Source organism: Streptomyces canus 299MFChir4.1 (assembly GCF_000383615.1).
GTDB classification, from domain to species: Bacteria; Actinomycetota; Actinomycetes; order Streptomycetales; family Streptomycetaceae; genus Streptomyces; species Streptomyces canus_C.
Genome location: NZ_KB911582.1, coordinates 145,271 through 160,484 on the forward strand (window position 1 = coordinate 145,271; position 15,214 = coordinate 160,484).

The 15,214-nt window shown below is 71.8% G+C and carries 13 protein-coding genes; 8 read left to right on the plus strand and 5 right to left on the minus strand.

Going from position 1 to position 15,214, the window contains the following annotated elements; all coding sequences use genetic code 11:
- Window positions 1-856: 856 nt before the first annotated feature.
- From efeO to H293_RS0100670, 4 genes are read left to right on the plus strand one after another with little or no spacing between them, the layout of a single operon-like run.
- Window positions 857-2,002: an iron uptake system protein EfeO gene (efeO, locus tag H293_RS0100655; protein WP_020115951.1), complete on the plus strand. Its 1,146-nt coding sequence runs from the start codon at window positions 857-859 to the stop codon at window positions 2,000-2,002.
- 10 nt (window positions 2,003-2,012) lie between these two features.
- A complete protein-coding gene (gene efeB / locus H293_RS0100660; RefSeq protein WP_020115952.1) occupies window positions 2,013-3,272 on the plus strand; it encodes an iron uptake transporter deferrochelatase/peroxidase subunit in 1,260 nt (419 codons plus the stop codon).
- Between the two features lie 3 nt (window positions 3,273-3,275).
- On the plus strand, window positions 3,276-4,148 hold the full coding sequence (gene efeU / locus H293_RS0100665) for an iron uptake transporter permease EfeU (protein WP_020115953.1): 873 nt from the start codon (window positions 3,276-3,278) through the stop codon (window positions 4,146-4,148).
- Window positions 4,108-5,109, plus strand: a complete 1,002-nt coding sequence (locus H293_RS0100670; protein WP_106968222.1) for an SCO2278 family lipoprotein — start codon at window positions 4,108-4,110, stop codon at window positions 5,107-5,109. The genes efeU and H293_RS0100670 overlap by 41 nt, the downstream gene beginning before the upstream one ends.
- A gap of 52 nt (window positions 5,110-5,161) precedes the next feature.
- On the opposite strand, the gene H293_RS0100675 is transcribed toward H293_RS0100670, so the two are convergent.
- A complete protein-coding gene (locus tag H293_RS0100675) occupies window positions 5,162-5,899 on the minus strand; it encodes a bifunctional DNA primase/polymerase (protein WP_020115955.1) in 738 nt (245 codons plus the stop codon).
- Window positions 5,900-6,021: 122 nt separating this feature from the next.
- The gene (locus H293_RS0100680) at window positions 6,022-6,651 is read right to left on the minus strand and encodes a TetR/AcrR family transcriptional regulator (RefSeq protein WP_020115956.1); all 630 of its coding nucleotides are present in this window, start codon (window positions 6,649-6,651) and stop codon (window positions 6,022-6,024) included.
- A 109-nt stretch (window positions 6,652-6,760) separates the two neighbouring features.
- Here H293_RS0100680 and H293_RS58270 point away from each other — a divergent pair, with 109 nt between their 5' ends.
- The gene (locus tag H293_RS58270; protein ID WP_158694383.1) at window positions 6,761-6,955 is read left to right on the plus strand and encodes a DUF6243 family protein; all 195 of its coding nucleotides are present in this window, start codon (window positions 6,761-6,763) and stop codon (window positions 6,953-6,955) included.
- 34 nt (window positions 6,956-6,989) lie between these two features.
- Here the strand turns inward: H293_RS58270 and H293_RS0100690 are convergent, their stop codons facing one another.
- From H293_RS0100690 to H293_RS0100700, 3 genes are all read right to left on the minus strand, one after another.
- Entirely contained in the window at window positions 6,990-7,982 is a 993-nt protein-coding gene (locus H293_RS0100690; RefSeq protein ID WP_020115958.1) for a small ribosomal subunit Rsm22 family protein, read from the minus strand.
- Between the two features lie 1,046 nt (window positions 7,983-9,028).
- Window positions 9,029-10,204 carry a serine hydrolase domain-containing protein gene (locus H293_RS0100695; protein WP_020115959.1) on the minus strand — a complete coding sequence of 392 codons (1,176 nt, stop codon included), beginning with the start codon at window positions 10,202-10,204 and terminating at the stop codon, window positions 9,029-9,031.
- The gene (locus tag H293_RS0100700) at window positions 10,156-11,454 is read right to left on the minus strand and encodes a multidrug effflux MFS transporter (RefSeq protein WP_020115960.1); all 1,299 of its coding nucleotides are present in this window, start codon (window positions 11,452-11,454) and stop codon (window positions 10,156-10,158) included. The genes H293_RS0100695 and H293_RS0100700 overlap by 49 nt, the downstream gene beginning before the upstream one ends.
- Window positions 11,455-11,541: 87 nt before the next feature.
- Between H293_RS0100700 and H293_RS0100705 the strand changes: the two genes are divergently transcribed.
- The 3 genes from H293_RS0100705 (at window position 11,542) to H293_RS0100715 (ending at window position 15,165) form a co-directional block, all read left to right on the plus strand.
- The gene (locus tag H293_RS0100705) at window positions 11,542-12,552 is read left to right on the plus strand and encodes a Gfo/Idh/MocA family protein (protein ID WP_020115961.1); all 1,011 of its coding nucleotides are present in this window, start codon (window positions 11,542-11,544) and stop codon (window positions 12,550-12,552) included.
- A 52-nt stretch (window positions 12,553-12,604) separates the two neighbouring features.
- A complete protein-coding gene (locus tag H293_RS0100710; protein WP_020115962.1) occupies window positions 12,605-13,363 on the plus strand; it encodes an SDR family oxidoreductase in 759 nt (252 codons plus the stop codon).
- A gap of 344 nt (window positions 13,364-13,707) precedes the next feature.
- On the plus strand, window positions 13,708-15,165 hold the full coding sequence (locus H293_RS0100715; RefSeq protein WP_020115963.1) for an ABC transporter permease: 1,458 nt from the start codon (window positions 13,708-13,710) through the stop codon (window positions 15,163-15,165).
- Window positions 15,166-15,214: the final 49 nt, after the last annotated feature.

Sequence of the window (15,214 nt, forward strand, 5' to 3'; positions counted from 1 at the left end):
GCGAGCCCGACGGGGCAGGCACACCCCCACTGCGGACCACCGGGAAGGGCGCACACCGCAGACGCAGCGGCCGGGACACAGCACCGTCGGCGAGCCCGACGGGGCGAGACAGGTCCCGCGATGCGGACCGCCAGGGAAGGGCGCACGCCGGAAACACGGCGGCCGGAGACACGGCGGCCGGGACGCGACACGATCGGGCGAGCCCGGCGGGGCAGGCACACCCCCTGCTCCGAGCCACCAGGAAAGGCGCACCCGAGAGACGACAGCGGGGGCGCAGTACGGCCGGCGAGCCCGACGGGGGCGAGACACGCCCCCTACTACCGGCCGCCAGGAAAGGGCGCACGCCCGAGAGGCGGGAGCCGGGACGCAACACGGCCGGCGAACACGGCGGGGCAGGCATGCCCCCTGCTCCGCCCCAGCGGGAAACGGCGGGCGGCACCGTCGGCGAGCCCCACGGGGCGGGGCATGTCCTCAGCCGCGAGCCGGCGGGGAAGGGCGCACGCCGGTGACGCGGTGATCGTGGTGCGGCACGGGCCTGGGGTAGTCGCCGCCTTCGCGCGCCGGGGCGTGATCCTGTGCGCCGGCTGTGTCGGGGGCGACGGGCCGGCGGGTGGACCTTCTTCGGCGGCCGCTCTCGCAGGTTCGTGACCAGCGGGGCGAGATGCTGTCGCGCCCGCGCACGGCACCCCGACCGTGACCCCCGAGCAGAAGCTTTGACCGTCCCTTGACCTTCCCTTGGTGTCTGTTTTGAGCCATCCCGCGATATCACTCAGGTAAGCCTCAGATAACTTAGGTCAGCCTCACCAAACATGTGACACCCGTCACGTGATGTTCAACGTCCGCACCAGGAGCCCGCATGCGAGCCGCCAGACTGTCCGTCGTCACCGCCACCGCCGTGGCGGCACTGACCGCCGTCACGGGGTGCACGGAGAAGGGAAGCTCCGGCGACAGCGACCGCGTGATCGACGTGACCGCCACGGACAGCAAGTGCGAGGTCTCCAAGAAGGAGTTCCCGGCCGGCCACCTGGAGCTGGCGATCGAGAACAAGGGCTCCAAGGTCACCGAGGTCTACGTCCTCTTCCCGGACGACCGGATCGTCACCGAGCGCGAGAACATCGGCCCGGGCACCAAGCAGAAGGTCACGGCCGAGGTGAAGGCCGGTACCTACACGATCGCCTGCAAGCCCGGCATGAAGGGCGACGGCATCCGCCAGGAGGTCAAGGTCACCGGCGGGACCGCGGCCAAGCGCGACCCGCGCCTCGACGCCGCCGTCGCCTCGTACCGCCAGTACGCGCAGGAGCAGGCCGACGCGACCCTGCCGCTGGCGAAGACCTTCGCCGCCGCCGTCAAGGCCGGTGACCTGGAGGCGGCCAAGAAGGCCTACGCCCCCTCCCGGATCGGCTGGGAGCGCACCGAGCCGGTGGCGGAGTCCTTCGGGGACATCGACCCGAAGGTCGACGTGCGGGCGGACGGCCTGGAGGACGGCCAGAAGTGGACCGGCTGGCACCGCCTGGAGAAATCCCTCTGGCAGGACAAGAAGATCACCGCCGAGGACAAGACCCTCGCCGACCAGCTGATCACCGACCTCACCGACTGGCAGAACCGGGTCGGCAAGGCGGACATCACCCCGACCTCCATGGCCAACGGCGCCAAGGAACTCCTCGACGAGGTCGCCACCGGCAAGGTCACCGGCGAGGAGGAGCGCTACTCGCACACCGACCTCGTCGACTTCAAGGCCAACGTCGAGGGCGCCGAGAAGTCGTACGAGCTGCTGAAGCCGGTCGCCAAGGAGCACAACGCGGCCCTGGTCACCGAGCTCGACAAGCAGTTCGCGGCGCTGAACACGCTGCTGGACAAGTACCGCGCGGACAAGTCGTCGTACGACTTCACCTCGTACGACAAGGTCGGCGACGCCGATCGCAAGCAGCTGTCGGACGGTGTGAACGCGCTCGCGGAACCGCTGTCCAAGCTCGCCGCCGCCGTCGTCACCAAGTCCGCCTGAGGCCGGGGTCATGACGGACACGACCCACGAGTCGACGCCCTCGCGCCGCGCGCTCATCGGCTGGGGCGGGGCCGGGCTCGCGCTCGGTGCCGCCGCGGCCGGCGGCGCGGTCGCGATGACCCGCACCGGGGACGACCTCACCCCGACCGCCGCCGAGGCCGGTGCCGCCGTGGAGTTCCACGGCGCCCACCAGGCCGGTATCGCCACGCCCGTGCAGGACCGGCTGCACTTCGCCGCGTTCGACGTGACGACCGAGGACCGCGCCGAGTTCGTGCAGATGCTCAAGGACTGGACGGCCGCGGCCCGCCGGTTGACCGCGGGCAAGGCCGTCGGGGAAGGGGCGTACGGCGGTCTCGCCGAGGCGCCGCCGGACGACACCGGGGAGGCGCTCGGGCTCAAGCCCTCGCGGCTGACGCTGACGATCGGCTTCGGTCCTTCCCTCTTCGGGAAGTTCGACCTGGCCGACCAGCGGCCCGAGGCACTCGTCGACCTCCCCCAGTTCGCCGGGGACAACCTCGACAAGAACCGCAGCGGCGGCGACCTGTGCGTCCAGGCCTGCGCGGACGACCCGCAGGTCGCCGTGCACGCGATCCGCAACCTCGCCCGGATCGGCTTCGGCAAGGTCGTCATCAGGTGGTCGCAGCTCGGCTTCGGCAAGACGTCCTCGACCACGCCCGACGCGCAGACCCCGCGCAACCTGATGGGCTTCAAGGACGGCACCCGCAACATCGCGGGCACGGAGACGGACCGCCTGGAGAAGTTCGTGTGGGCGGACTCCGCCAAGGACGCCAAGGACGCCCCGTGGATGCACGGCGGCTCCTACCTCGTCGCCCGCCGCATCCGTATGCACATCGAGACCTGGGACCGCACCTCGCTGCAGGAGCAGGAGGACGTCTTCGGCCGCGACAAGGGTGAGGGCGCCCCGGTCGGCAAGGCCAAGGAGCGCGACAAGCCGTTCCTGCCGGCGATGAAGCCCGACGCGCACGTCCGGCTCGCGCACCCCGACTCCAACGGCGGGGCGACGATCCTGCGCCGCGGCTACTCCTTCACCGACGGCACGGACGGTCTCGGCCGGCTGGACGCCGGGCTGTTCTTCCTGGCCTACATGAAGGACGTCAGGGAGGGCTTCATCCGTATCCAGCGTCATCTGGCCACCGACGCGCTCAACGAGTACATCCAGCACGTGGGTTCAGCGGTCTTCGCCGTCCCGCCCGGCGTCCGCGACAAGGACGACTGGTGGGGCCGCACGCTGTTCTCCAAGGAGGCCTGACCCGTGTTCTCCAACTACCTGATCGGTCTGCGCGAGGGCCTGGAGGCCTCTCTCGTCGTCTGCATCCTCATCGCCTACCTGGTGAAGACGGGCCGCCGGGACGCCCTGAGGCCCATCTGGATGGGCATCGGCGTCGCGGTCGCGCTCGCCCTCGGCTTCGGCTGCGCACTCGAATTCGGCTCGCAGGAGCTGACGTTCGAGGCACAGGAGGCGCTCGGCGGCTCCCTGTCGGTCATCGCGGTCGGCCTGGTGACGTGGATGGTCTTCTGGATGCGGCGCACCGCCCGGCACCTGAAGTCCGAGCTGCACGACAAGTTGGACGCCGCCCTCCAGATCGGCACGGGCGCGCTGGTCGCCACCGCGTTCCTCGCCGTCGGCCGCGAGGGCCTGGAGACCTCCCTGTTCGTGTGGACCTCGGTGCACGCGGCCGGCGACGGCACCCCGCGCCCGCTGATCGGGGCGGCCCTGGGCATCCTCACGGCGATCGTCCTGGGCTGGCTGTTCTACCGCGGCGCCCTGCGCATCAACCTCTCCAAGTTCTTCACCTGGACCGGCGGGATGCTGGTCGTCGTGGCCGCGGGTGTGCTGGCGTACGGTTTCCACGACCTCCAGGAGGCGAGCTGGCTGCCCGGCCTGAACGACAATGCCTTCGACATCAGCGACACCATCCCGCCCGACAGCTGGTACGGCACGCTCCTCAAGGGCGTGTTCAACTTCCAGCCGGACCCGACCGTCCTTCAGGTCACGGTGTGGCTGCTGTACTTGATCCCGACGCTCGCGCTGTTCCTCGCCCCGGTAGGGTTCGCCTCCGGGAAGGGGAAGGTGAAGGCACCTGATGAGCAGGGATCGCGGCCCTCTAAGGCTCCGCAGGCTTGACCGGAGCGCACTGATAGCAGCCTCTGTGACCGTTTTGTCGTTGACGGCGAGCGGATGCATGGTGGTGCACGGCGAGCGGGAGGTGCTGCCCGCGACCACCAAGGCGGAGGCCGCCAAGGCGCTCCAGCAGTTCACGAACGCGTACAACGCGGCCGACAAGGCGTACGACAGCTCGCTGGACGCCGCCCATGTCACCGGCGCGCTCGGTGCCATCGACGCGGCACGGTTGAAGGCCGGCAAGGCCAACAGCCCGAGCGGCAACGCCTCGCACACCCCGCTGAAGCTGTCGGACGTGACGTACACGATCCCGAAGAAGGCGGGCTGGCCGCGCTGGTTCGTCGCCGACGCGGCCGGCAACAAGGGCGGCACCGCGCGCTGGCTGTTCGTGTTCACCCGCGACGGCATGAACGAGCCGTTCCAGGTGGCGTATCTGACGCTGGTGGCCGAGGGCAAGGTGCCGCAGTTCAAGAAGGACGCGGACGGCTGGGCCGAAGCGGTCCCCGCGGACTCGACCGGTCTGGCCACCGAGCCCGGGAACCTGAGCAAGGACTACACGAACTATCTGAAGAGCGGCGGGGACGGCTTCGCGGACGGCTCGCACACCAGCGTGTGGCGGGCGGACCGGGCGAAGGGCGCCATCCGGCCGGGGCTGGCCACCCAGTACATCGACGAGCCGCTGGCCAACGACGCCTACGCGCCGCTGGCGTTGCGCACGACGGACGGCGGGGCGCTGGTCTTCTTCGCCACGCACCACTACGTGAAGGAGACGGCCGCCTCCGGTACGTCGGTGCCGGATCCCGGTGCCGCCGTGCTCGCGCTCACGACCGGCGAGATCAAGCAGTCGCTGATGATGGAGTTCGTCTCCAACGAGGTGGCGCTCGACCCGCCGAAGGGCGCGGGCGGCCGGCAGGTCGACGTGATCGGGCGGATCCAGGGACTGACGTCCGCGAAGGGCTCGTAGGCAGCCCGTAGGCACCGGCCACGGCCCGTGTGCCAACGGCTGCTACCGGCTGTCACCGGCGCAGGGGCCAGGCCGCGCTCGTGTGGTCCGGCTCCTCGCCGACGTGGCGGGAGCAGACGTCGGTGAGGACTTCCAGGAGGCTGAGCGGGTCGGGCAGCGGGTGTTCGAGGCCGCGGACCCAGTGCACGGCCTGGTCGCCGGGCAGCCGGGCCGGCGGTACGAGGACGTAGGAGCCGCGGCAGTGCCACCGCAGGCCGGGGTGTTCGTCCGCCGTCTCGGGGTGGCAGTCCAGTTCGCACGGCCACCACTCGTCCTCGTCCTCGGGGGTGCCGCGGGTGAGGGTGAAGAAGAGCAGCCGCCCGTCGTCGCTCTCGGCGACCGGGCCGACCTCGATGCCGGAGTCCAGAAGCCGCTCCAGGGCCTCCCGGCCGGCCTCCAGGGGGACGTCCAGGACGTCGTGGACCATGCCGGTCGCGGTGATGAAGTTGGCCTGCGGCTGGTGCCGGGCCCAGCGCTCGATCTGGGCGCGGTCGGTGGTCGACTGGGTCTGCCAGGCGAAGGACACCGGGTGCCGGGCGGGTGTGGGACAGCCGACCCGGTCGCAGGAACAGCGGTATCCAGGGGCGGGATGCGCGGCGGGCGCGAGCGGGAGTCCCGCTGAGGCGGCGGCCAGCAGCAGGGCTTCACGGCCGCCGTCGTCCCCGGCGGCGGCCTCCTTCGGCCGGCGTCCGCGCAGCCACTGGGAGAGTTTGCCCTGCAGGCCGGTCAGGCCCCCCGACTCCGCGCTCATCTACCACCCTCGCCTCGCTGTCGTGCCAAACAGCATGCCTCATGGTCCCACCTTCCTCTGCTCCGGGGGGCCCTGAGCGGATATGAGGGGTTCGGAAGCAATGCCCGTTGACCGTGTACGGGTCAGCGGGGTGCGATGCCGTGGAGGGCGTAGTCGACGAGGGTGTCGGTGTAGTCGTAGCTGATCGGGCCGGTGTGCTGGAGCCAGCGCTGGGCGAGGGGGGACACCCAGAGTTCGAGGGCGATGCGCGGGTCGATCTCGGGGCGCACCTGGCCGGCCTCCTGAGCGGCGCGCACCCGGTCGACGTACAGCTGGAGCGAGGGTTCGAGGAGCTTGGCCACGAAGGTCCGGCCGACCTTCTCGTCGACGACGCCCTCTGCCGCCAGGGCCCGGGAGGGGGCTTCGAAGCGGGGGTCCTTGAGCTGGTCCACGGTGAGCCGCAGTACGGCCTTGAGGTCGGCGGCGAGGTCGCCGGTGTCCGCAATGGCGTACGTCTCCTCGGGGCCGGCCTCCCGTGCCGCCTGCGCGCTGAGGTCGAGGAACGCCTCCATCAGCACCTCCGCCTTCGAAGACCACCAGCGGTAGATCGTCTGCTTGCCGACCCCCGCGCGGGCGGCGATCCCCTCGATCGTGGTCTTCGGGTAGCCGGCCTCCACGACGAGGTCGAGAGCTGCGTCGTAGATGGCGCGACGGGACCTCTCACTGCGCCGGGTGGTGTCGGGGGCGGACTGCTTGGGGTTCTGGGTGGCCATGGGCCGAACCTATCAGGTTGACAAGACGGTGCGTCTCGCCGGAGAGTGAGGAGGTGTTGAGTGAGACGATACGTCTCGTCACGTGTTGGGTGAGGGAAAGGGGCAGGTCATGGCGCGAGGTGGAAAGGGCGGCATGCTCGGAGTGGGCGGCACTCGCAGCAACATCGGCCGCAAGGCGCTGCGCGGAGGCAACCGCGACGGCCGGATCGGCGGCGCGCGGGACCCGCAGGCACACAAGCGCGAGCTGCTGCGGAAACTCCAGGAGAAGCGGGAGGCGGACGGGGCGGGGGAAGCGTCGACGTGACCGCCGCCCCCGGTGGATCGGGCCTAGGACTGGCTCAGGACCTGTCCGCCGGGGGCCAGCCGTCGCCCCAGGCCGCGTCCCTCGCCGCCTTGTACAGGTCCCCGTGGCGCTTGGTGACCGTACGCCGGGCCACCTGCTCGTCGGGTTCGCAGAGGTCGAGGAGGACCTGGCCCTTGCGGATCTGGGGGCGGCGGATCACCCGGGCGGGCACCGGGGTGGCGGGGAGCCGGGTGGCCGCGACGTAGCTGAACTTCTCGTCCTCGTACGGCAGCGAGCCGCCCTTGACCTGTCGGTGGAGGGAGGAGCGGCTGACCCGCGCCGAGAAGTGGCACCAGTCCTCGCCGGGGACGATCGGGCAGGCGGCGCTGTGCGGGCAGGGCGCGGCGACCCGGAAACCGGCGGCGATCAGGCGGTCGCGGGCCTCGATGACACGGGCGTACCCGGCGGGGGTCCCGGCCTCGACGATCACGACCGCCTGCGCCGACGCCGCCGCGGTGTCCACGAGGGCGGTGCGGTCGGCCGGGGTGAGTTCGTTGAGGACGTACGAGACGGTGACCAGGTCGGTCGCCGGCAGGGCGAGGTCCTGGCCGATCCTGGCGCGCTGCCAGCGGGTGTGCTTCAGGGTTGGGTGGGCGGCGGCGATCTCGCGGCCGAGGGCGAGCGCGGGGTCGGACCAGTCGAGGACGGTGACCGCCCGGTCGCCCGGCCAGGTGGCGGTGACCGCCCAGGTCGCGGCGCCGGTGCCGCCGCCGACATCGGTGTGGTCGGCGGGGGTCCAGTCGGGGACGGCCTCGGCGAGTGCCTCCAGGGCCGCGTGGACCGCCTCGAAGGTGGCGGGCATGCGGTAGGCGGCATAGGCGGCCACGTCCGCGCGGTCGCGCAGGATCGGGGTGTCGGTGGGGGTGGCTCCGCGATAGGTGGCGATCAGCCGGTCCACCGCCTGGGCGGCCCGCTTCGGAGGGAGGCCGTCGAGGAGGGCGGCGAGGGCGCTGCGGAGGGTCTCGGCCGGGGGCACGGGGGCGGTCACCCGGTGATTCTAGGGGCGGCGGGCGTGGGGACGACCCTCGCGGGTTCCCTGCGGGGGCGTGCGGGGCTGGGCTCGCGGGTGGCGTGCGGGGGCTTACGGGGCTGGGCTCGCGGGTTCCCTGCGCGGGCGTGCGGGGCCTGGGCTCGCGGGTTCCCTGCGGGCCCCACGGGGCTTCGCTCGCGGGTGGCGTGCGGGGCGCCTACGGACGGGGCCGAAGCCCACGCCACCCGCGGGGGGCCTCACGGGTTCCCTGCGGGGGCTTACGGGGGCTGGGCTCGCGCATTCCGCGCGGCGGGCCACCGGGCTGGGCTCGCGACGGTTGGGAGGCCGCCTGCGGATGCGGCGGAAGCCCACGCCACCCGCAGGAGGCCTCGCGGGTTCCCTGCGGAGGCTTACGGGGCTGGCCTCACGCATTACCCACGGCGGGCCACCGGGCTGGGATCGCGGATGGTTGGGGGCCACCTACGGCTGGGCCGGAAGCCCACGCCACCCGCGGGGTGGGTGGGCCTCGCGGGTTCCCTTCGGAGGCTTACGGAGCTGGCCTCACGCATTCCCCACGGAGGGCCACCGGGCTGCGCTCGCGGATGGTTGGGGGGCCACCTACGGCTGGGCCGGAAGCCCACGCCACCCGCAAGGTGGGCCTCCTGCGGGGGCCCACGGTGCTGGCCTCGCGCATTCCCCACGGAGGGCCACCGGGCTGCGCTCGCGGATGGTTGGGGGCCACCTACGGCTGGGCCGGAAGCCCACGCCACCCGCAAGGTGGGCCTCCTGCGGGGGCCCACGGTGCTGGGCTCGCGGCGTGCGGGGCGCCTGCGGACGGGGCGGGAGCCCGCGCCACCCGCACCGCTCACGGCGGGGTGGGCCTCACGGGCCCCCAGGGACGCCTACGGACGGACCCGAAGCCACGCCTCCACACCCCCGCGCCGGTACGCCTCACAAGCCCCCGCAAAGAGCACTCGCAAACGGAACCGAAACCGCACCCCCACACCCCCGCGCGGGTACGCCTCACAAGCCCCCGCAAGAGGCCCCCGCAGACGGACCGGAGGTCACGCCCCCCGCACTGCCCGCGCCACCCGTGTCGCCGCCTCCGCTCGTGGGCGGTTTTCCGGGGGGCGTCTCCTCGGGTGCACCGTGTTGGCCAGGAGCACCACGAACGTGTCCGTCGCCGGGTCCAGGACCAGTGACGTGCCCGTGAAGCCCGTGTGGCCCGCCGCTCCCCGGCCCGCCAGCTCCCCCATGAACCACTTCTGGTCGATGGCGAAGCCCAGCCCGGGCGGGGTCAGCAGCAGCTCCACGAAGTCCGGGCCGAGGATGCGGGCGGGGCCGTACGCGCCGCCCGCCAGCAGGGCCCGGCAGAAGATCGCGAGGTCGCGGGCGGTCGAGAAGAGGCCCGCGTGGCCCGCCACCCCGCCCAGCGCCCACGCGTTCTCGTCGTGGACCACGCCCCGCAGCATCCCCCGGTCCGCCTTGGCCCACGGCCGGCGCTGATCCTCCGTGGCCGCCGCCCCCGGACAGGGGCCGAAGCGGGTGGACGTCATCCCGAGGGGGCGGGTGATGCCGTCGTGGACGAGGACGTCGAGGGGGCGGCCGGTGATGCGTTCGAGGACGTGCTGGAGGAGAAGCGGGTTGAGGTCGGAGTAGGTGTAGGTGCCGGGGACCCCGACGGGCGGCTCGGCGCGCAGCAGGTCCAGACGGTCCTCGTCGGTGTCGCAGTCGTGGAGCGGGAGTTCGGGGCGCAGTCCCGAGGTGTGGGTGAGCAGCTCACGGACGGTGATCCCGTGGGTCACGGCCGCCGTGAAGTCGGGCAGGTAGGCGCCCACCCGCGCGTCGATGCCCAGCGTGCCGCGCTCGATCTGCTGCACCGCCGCCACGGCCGTGAACAGTTTGGTGAGGGACGCCAGGTCGAAGGGGGTGTCCGTCCGGACGGGGACGCGCGCCCCGGGGGGCAGTTCCACGCCCGCGTCGGCTTCGGGGTCGTAGGAGGCGTAGCGGACGGCCCAGCCCGAGGCCTCCTCCACGGCGATCACCGGGCCGCGCCCCGCGACGAGGACGGCGCCGGGGGCCCAGGGGCGGTTGCCGGTGGTGAGGGTGCGGAAGTCACGGACGAGATGCCGGAGTTCCCCAGGGTCGAGCCCGGCCCGTTCCGGTGTGTCGGTGCGCAGTCTCGGTGCGCTCAGCTCTCCGCCCCCTCCGTAGTCGCACGCTTGTTCCAGGGACGGCACATTGCCATGAAACACAGGAGCGCTACCAGTCCTGCCGCCAACTGGACGACCGCCATCGGGACCGCCGTGTCCTCTCCCGCCACCCCCACCAGCGCCGAGGCGACCGCGCCGATCAGGAAGGAGGTCGTGCCGAGGAGGGCGGACGCGGACCCGGCGGAGTGCTTGGTGCGCAGCAGGGCCAGGGACTGGGCGTTGGGCAGGGTGACACCCATCGCGGACATCAGGACGAAGAAACTGGCGGCGACGGGGAACAGGCCCACCTCGCCGAAGACCCCGGTCGTCATCAGCAGCAGAGCCGCGGCAGCCGCCGTCACGGTCAGCAGGGCCACGCCCAGGACCCGGTCCAGCCCGACCCTGCCCACCAGCACCTTGCCGTTGATCTGGCCGACCACGACCAGGCCGACCGAGTTCACGCCGAACAGCAGGCTGAACGTCTGCGGGGACGCGCCGTAGATCTCCTGGACCACGAACGGGGACGCCGAGATGTAGGCGAACAGCGCGGCGAAGGCAAAGCCTCCGGCGAGCATGTAGCCGGTGAACGGCAGGTCGGCGAGGAGCCGTCGCATGGAGTGCAGGGCGTCGGCGACGCCGCCGGTGTGCCGCTCGGCGGTGGGCAGGGTCTCGGGGAGCCTCGCCCACACCAGGACGGCGAGCAGCGCCCCGATGGCCGTCAGGACCACGAACACGCCCCGCCACTGCGTCACCCGCAGGATCTGCCCGCCGATCAGCGGCGCCACGACGGGCGCGACCCCGCCGATCAGCATGAGGGTGGAGAAGAACCGGGCCATCGCCACGCCGTCGTACAGGTCCCGGACCACCGCCCGGGCGATCACTATGCCCGCGGCGCCCGCGAGACCCTGCACCAGCCGGAAGCCGACCAGGAACTCCACGTTCGGCGCGACGGCACACAGCGCGGTGGCGACGACGTACACGACAAGACCGGCCAGCAGCGGGCGCCTGCGGCCCCAGCGGTCGCTCATCGGGCCGACCACCAGCTGACCGAGCGCCATGCCGAGCAGACAGGCGGTGAGGGTGAGCTGGACGGTCGCGGCCGGCGCGTCCAGGGAGTCGGTGACCTCCGGCAGCGACGGCAGGTACATGTCCATCGCCAGCGGGGGCGTGGCGGTGAGGCCGCCGAGGAGCACAGTGATGAGCAGGCCGGTACGGCGCACGGCGGCGGTGGACGGTTCCGTGCCGGCCGCGGTCGTCTGCTGCTCCAGGCGCGGTGTCGGTGCCCCGTGCTCGGGCATGTGCCCCTCCCTCTCCTATTGGTCCGCCACCTATGCTCTCAGCTCGTACAGGGTGGCGACGGTCAGGTGAGCGAGGGTGGAGCCGGAATGACGGAGCAGAGCGTGCGCTGGGGAATTCTGGCGACGGGCGGGATCGCGGCGGCGTTCACCGCGGACCTGGTGGATCTGCCGGACGCGGAGGTGGTCGCGGTGGCCTCCCGGTCCGAGGCCTCGGCGAAGGCGTTCGCGGAACGGTTCGGGATCGAGCGGGCGTACGGCGAGTGGGGCGCCCTCGCCGAGGACGCGGACATCGATGTCGTGTACGTCGCCACCCCGCACGCGGCGCATCGCGCGGCCGCCGGGCTGTGTCTGACCGCCGGACGCAATGTCCTGTGCGAGAAGGCGTTCACGCTGAACACCCGCGAGGCCGAGGAACTGGTCGGGCTCGCGAAGGACCACGGGCGCTTCCTCATGGAGGCCATGTGGATGTACTGCAACCCGCTGGTCAGGCGGCTCAAGGCCCTCGTCGACGACGGCGCGATCGGTGAAGTGCGCACCGTGCAGGCCGACTTCGGGCTCGCCGGGCCCTTCCCGCCCTCGCACCGGCTGCGGGACCCGGCCCAGGGCGGGGGCGCGCTGCTCGACCTCGGGGTGTACCCGGTGTCGTTCGCGCATCTGCTGCTCGGGGAGCCCTCGGACGTCACGGCGAAGGCGGTGCTCTCCGAGGAGGGCGTCGACCTCCAGACGGGCGCGCTGCTGTCCTGGGACAGCGGGGCGCTCGCCTCCCTGCACTGCTCGCTGACCGGCGGCACCGCCACGATCGCGTCGGTCACCGGCTCGCTGGGCCGGATCGACATCCCGAACGGCTTCTTCCACCCGGACCGTTTCGTCCTGCACCGCGACGGGCGCGACCCCGAGGAGTTCGTCGCCGACCCGGCCGACGGGCCCCGCAACAGCCTCAAGCACGAGGCCCGCGAGGTGATGCGCGCGCTGCGGGCCGGTGAGACGGAGTCTCCGCTGGTGCCGCTGGAGGGCACCCTCGCGGTGATGCGGACCCTGGACGCGGTACGGGACCGGATCGGTGTGCGCTACCCGGGAGAGCTCCTCACCCCTGCGTGAACCCCTGCCTGAGCCCCTGTCTGAGCCCCTGCCTCACCTACGCTGCGGGTTCATGGACACCAAGAACGTGAAGACCGCCGTGGTGACCGGCGCGGGCTCCGGGATCGGCCGCGCGGTCGCCGTGGAACTGCTGCGGACGGGCTGGTCGGTGGCGCTGGCCGGGCGGCGGACCGAGACGCTGGAGGAGACGGCGGCCCTCGTGCCCGAGGGCGCCGCTCTCGCCGTACGGACGGACGTCTCGCTCCCCGAGGACGTGGCCGCGCTGTTCGCCGCCACCGTGGAGCGGTTCGGGCGGGTGGATCTGCTGTTCAACAACGCGGGGACCTTCGGGCCCGGCGGGGTGCCGGTGGAGGAGCTGCCGTACGAGGCGTGGCGGCACGTGGTGGACACCAACCTCAACGGGGCGTTCCTGTGCGCGCAGGCGGCGTACCGGCAGATGAAGGAGCAGGACCCGCGGGGCGGGCGGATCATCAACAACGGCTCGATCTCGGCGCACACCCCCCGGCCGCACTCCGTCGCCTACACCGCGACCAAGCACGCTCTCACCGGCCTCACCAAGTCGCTGTCGCTGGACGGGCGGCCGTACGGCATCGCGGTCGGGCAGATCGACATCGGGAACGCGGCGACCGACATGACCGCGGGCATGCGGGCCGGAGTCCTCCAGGCCAACGGGGAGGTCGTGCCGGAACCGGTGATGGACGTGGCCGACGTGGCGCGCACGGTGCGGCACATGGCGGAGCTGCCGCTGGAGGCGAACGTGCAGTTCGCGACCGTACTGGCGACGGCGATGCCGTACGTGGGACGTGGCTGAGCAACCTATTTGCACAATCGGAATATGTGATTCCACCCCCTTCGCGGCCGGTCGGAGGCTTATGCTCATCACGCGCCCTCCACAAGAGCTTCACACTTGGGGGGTGGCGTTCCGTCGACCTCACCCGAGGGGGGAGCGCGGCGGCCGTCCATGGACCGGGTGGGGGTGGATCTCGCGTGGGACCGCGAGGTACGCACCGGTCCGTGGACGGCCGCCGCGCACATTCTCAGCTCGCGCACATCCCTTCCCAGCCTGCGCACATCCCTTCCTCACGGCCCCGCAATCCTTCGTCCCTACCTTGAGGGCGCGCCCACAGCGGGCGCCAAGAACCTTCGAGGAACGGGATGTTTGGCATCTATCTCAAGCGCGAGCTGGGCCGGCGCAAGAAGGCGGCCCTGGTCATCGCTCTGGGTCTGGCGCTCGGTATCGCGCTGGTCATCACCGTCAACTCGGTGTCGGCCGGCATGACTCAGGCTCAGGACAAGGTCCTGAAGTCGCTGTACGGCCTCGGCACCGACATGACCGTCACCAAGGCCAGGTCGGCCCCGACGTCCGGAAGTTCGGGCAGACCGAACTTCCAGTTCGACGCCAACTCCAACGACAGCGACGACACACAGAGCTCCGACCGCGTGATGACCCAGGGCGGCCAGGCCCTGGCGTCCAGTGTGGTCACGAAGGTCGCCCAGCAGAAGGGCGTGGCGAGCGCGGTGGGCGCGCTGACCCTGAACGTCACCAAGGTCGACGGCTCCTTCACCCAGGGCAAGGCGCAGAGTTCCGGTGGAAGCGGCGGGAACAGCGGTCCGGGCGGCAACGGCGGTAACAGCACCGCCGCTCCCCAGGTCCAGGGCGGCGGCGCCAACTTCGACGTGAACTCCTACTCCGTCGCCGGTGTGGACGTCACCGACCAGATGCTCGGGCCGCTGGCCGGCTCGAAGATCAGCACCGGCAAGACCTTCACCGCCGCGCAGACCGACGCGAAGGTCGCGGTCGTCAGCAAGTCGTACGCCAAGGAGAACTCGCTCAAGGTCGGCAAGACCCTCAAGATCTCCGGCACCAAGTACACGGTCATCGGCATCGCGACGCCCGACAGCAGCGAGTCCACCACCGACGTCTACCTGCCGCTGAAGCAGGCCCAGACGCTGGCCGACGCCAAGAACCAGGTCACCACGATCTACGTCAAGGCGACCGACTCGCAGCAGATCGACTCCGTCAAGGCGGCGATCCAGAAGAACATCCCGGGTACGACCGTCACGACCTCCGCCGACCTCGCGGAGACGGTGTCCGGCTCGCTGTCCACCGCCTCCGACCTCGCGGCCGGCGTCGGCAAGTGGCTCTCCGTCGCCGTGCTCGTCGCCGCCTTCCTGGTGGCCGCGCTGCTGACCTCCTCGGCGGTCTCGCGCCGGGTACGGGAGTTCGGCACCCTGAAGGCGCTCGGCTGGCCGAGCCGCCGGGTCACCCGGCAGGTCGTCGGCGAGTCGATCGTGAACGGCCTGCTCGGTGGCGCCCTCGGCATCGGACTCGGCCTCGCGGCCGCGTACACCGTGACCGCGATCAGCCCCAAGCTGACCGCTCAGCTCGGCAGCACCGGCGGTGGCGGCATGGGCGGCGGTCCGGGCGGTGGCGGCCCCGGACAGCAGTCCGCGCAGAACACCATGGAGATCGCGCTGTCCGCGCCGGTCTCGATGACCGCCATCGCGCTCGCCGTGGGCCTCGCGGTGACCGGCGGTCTGATCGCCGGGGCGTTGGGCGGCTGGCGGGCGTCCCGGATGCGGCCGGCGGACGCGCTGCGCAGCGTGTCGTGACAGCGCCCGCGCTGTCGTACCACCCCACTCTTCCTCTCCACGGAGTTCA

Excerpts from the sequence above, each read along its gene's own strand:
- H293_RS0100705 (WP_020115961.1), top strand. The coding sequence starts at position 11,542 with ATGACGGAGCAGAGCGTGCGCTGGGGAATTCTGGCGACGGGCGGGATC.
- efeB (WP_020115952.1), top strand. The coding sequence starts at position 2,013 with ATGACGGACACGACCCACGAGTCGACGCCCTCGCGCCGCGCGCTCATC.
- H293_RS0100700 (WP_020115960.1), bottom strand. The coding sequence starts at position 11,454 with ATGCCCGAGCACGGGGCACCGACACCGCGCCTGGAGCAGCAGACGACC.
- H293_RS0100670 (WP_106968222.1), top strand. The coding sequence starts at position 4,108 with ATGAGCAGGGATCGCGGCCCTCTAAGGCTCCGCAGGCTTGACCGGAGC.
- efeO (WP_020115951.1), top strand. The coding sequence starts at position 857 with ATGCGAGCCGCCAGACTGTCCGTCGTCACCGCCACCGCCGTGGCGGCA.
- H293_RS0100715 (WP_020115963.1), top strand. The coding sequence starts at position 13,708 with ATGTTTGGCATCTATCTCAAGCGCGAGCTGGGCCGGCGCAAGAAGGCG.
- H293_RS0100680 (WP_020115956.1), bottom strand. The coding sequence starts at position 6,651 with ATGGCCACCCAGAACCCCAAGCAGTCCGCCCCCGACACCACCCGGCGC.
- H293_RS0100675 (WP_020115955.1), bottom strand. The coding sequence starts at position 5,899 with ATGAGCGCGGAGTCGGGGGGCCTGACCGGCCTGCAGGGCAAACTCTCC.
- H293_RS58270 (WP_158694383.1), top strand. The coding sequence starts at position 6,761 with ATGGCGCGAGGTGGAAAGGGCGGCATGCTCGGAGTGGGCGGCACTCGC.
- H293_RS0100710 (WP_020115962.1), top strand. The coding sequence starts at position 12,605 with ATGGACACCAAGAACGTGAAGACCGCCGTGGTGACCGGCGCGGGCTCC.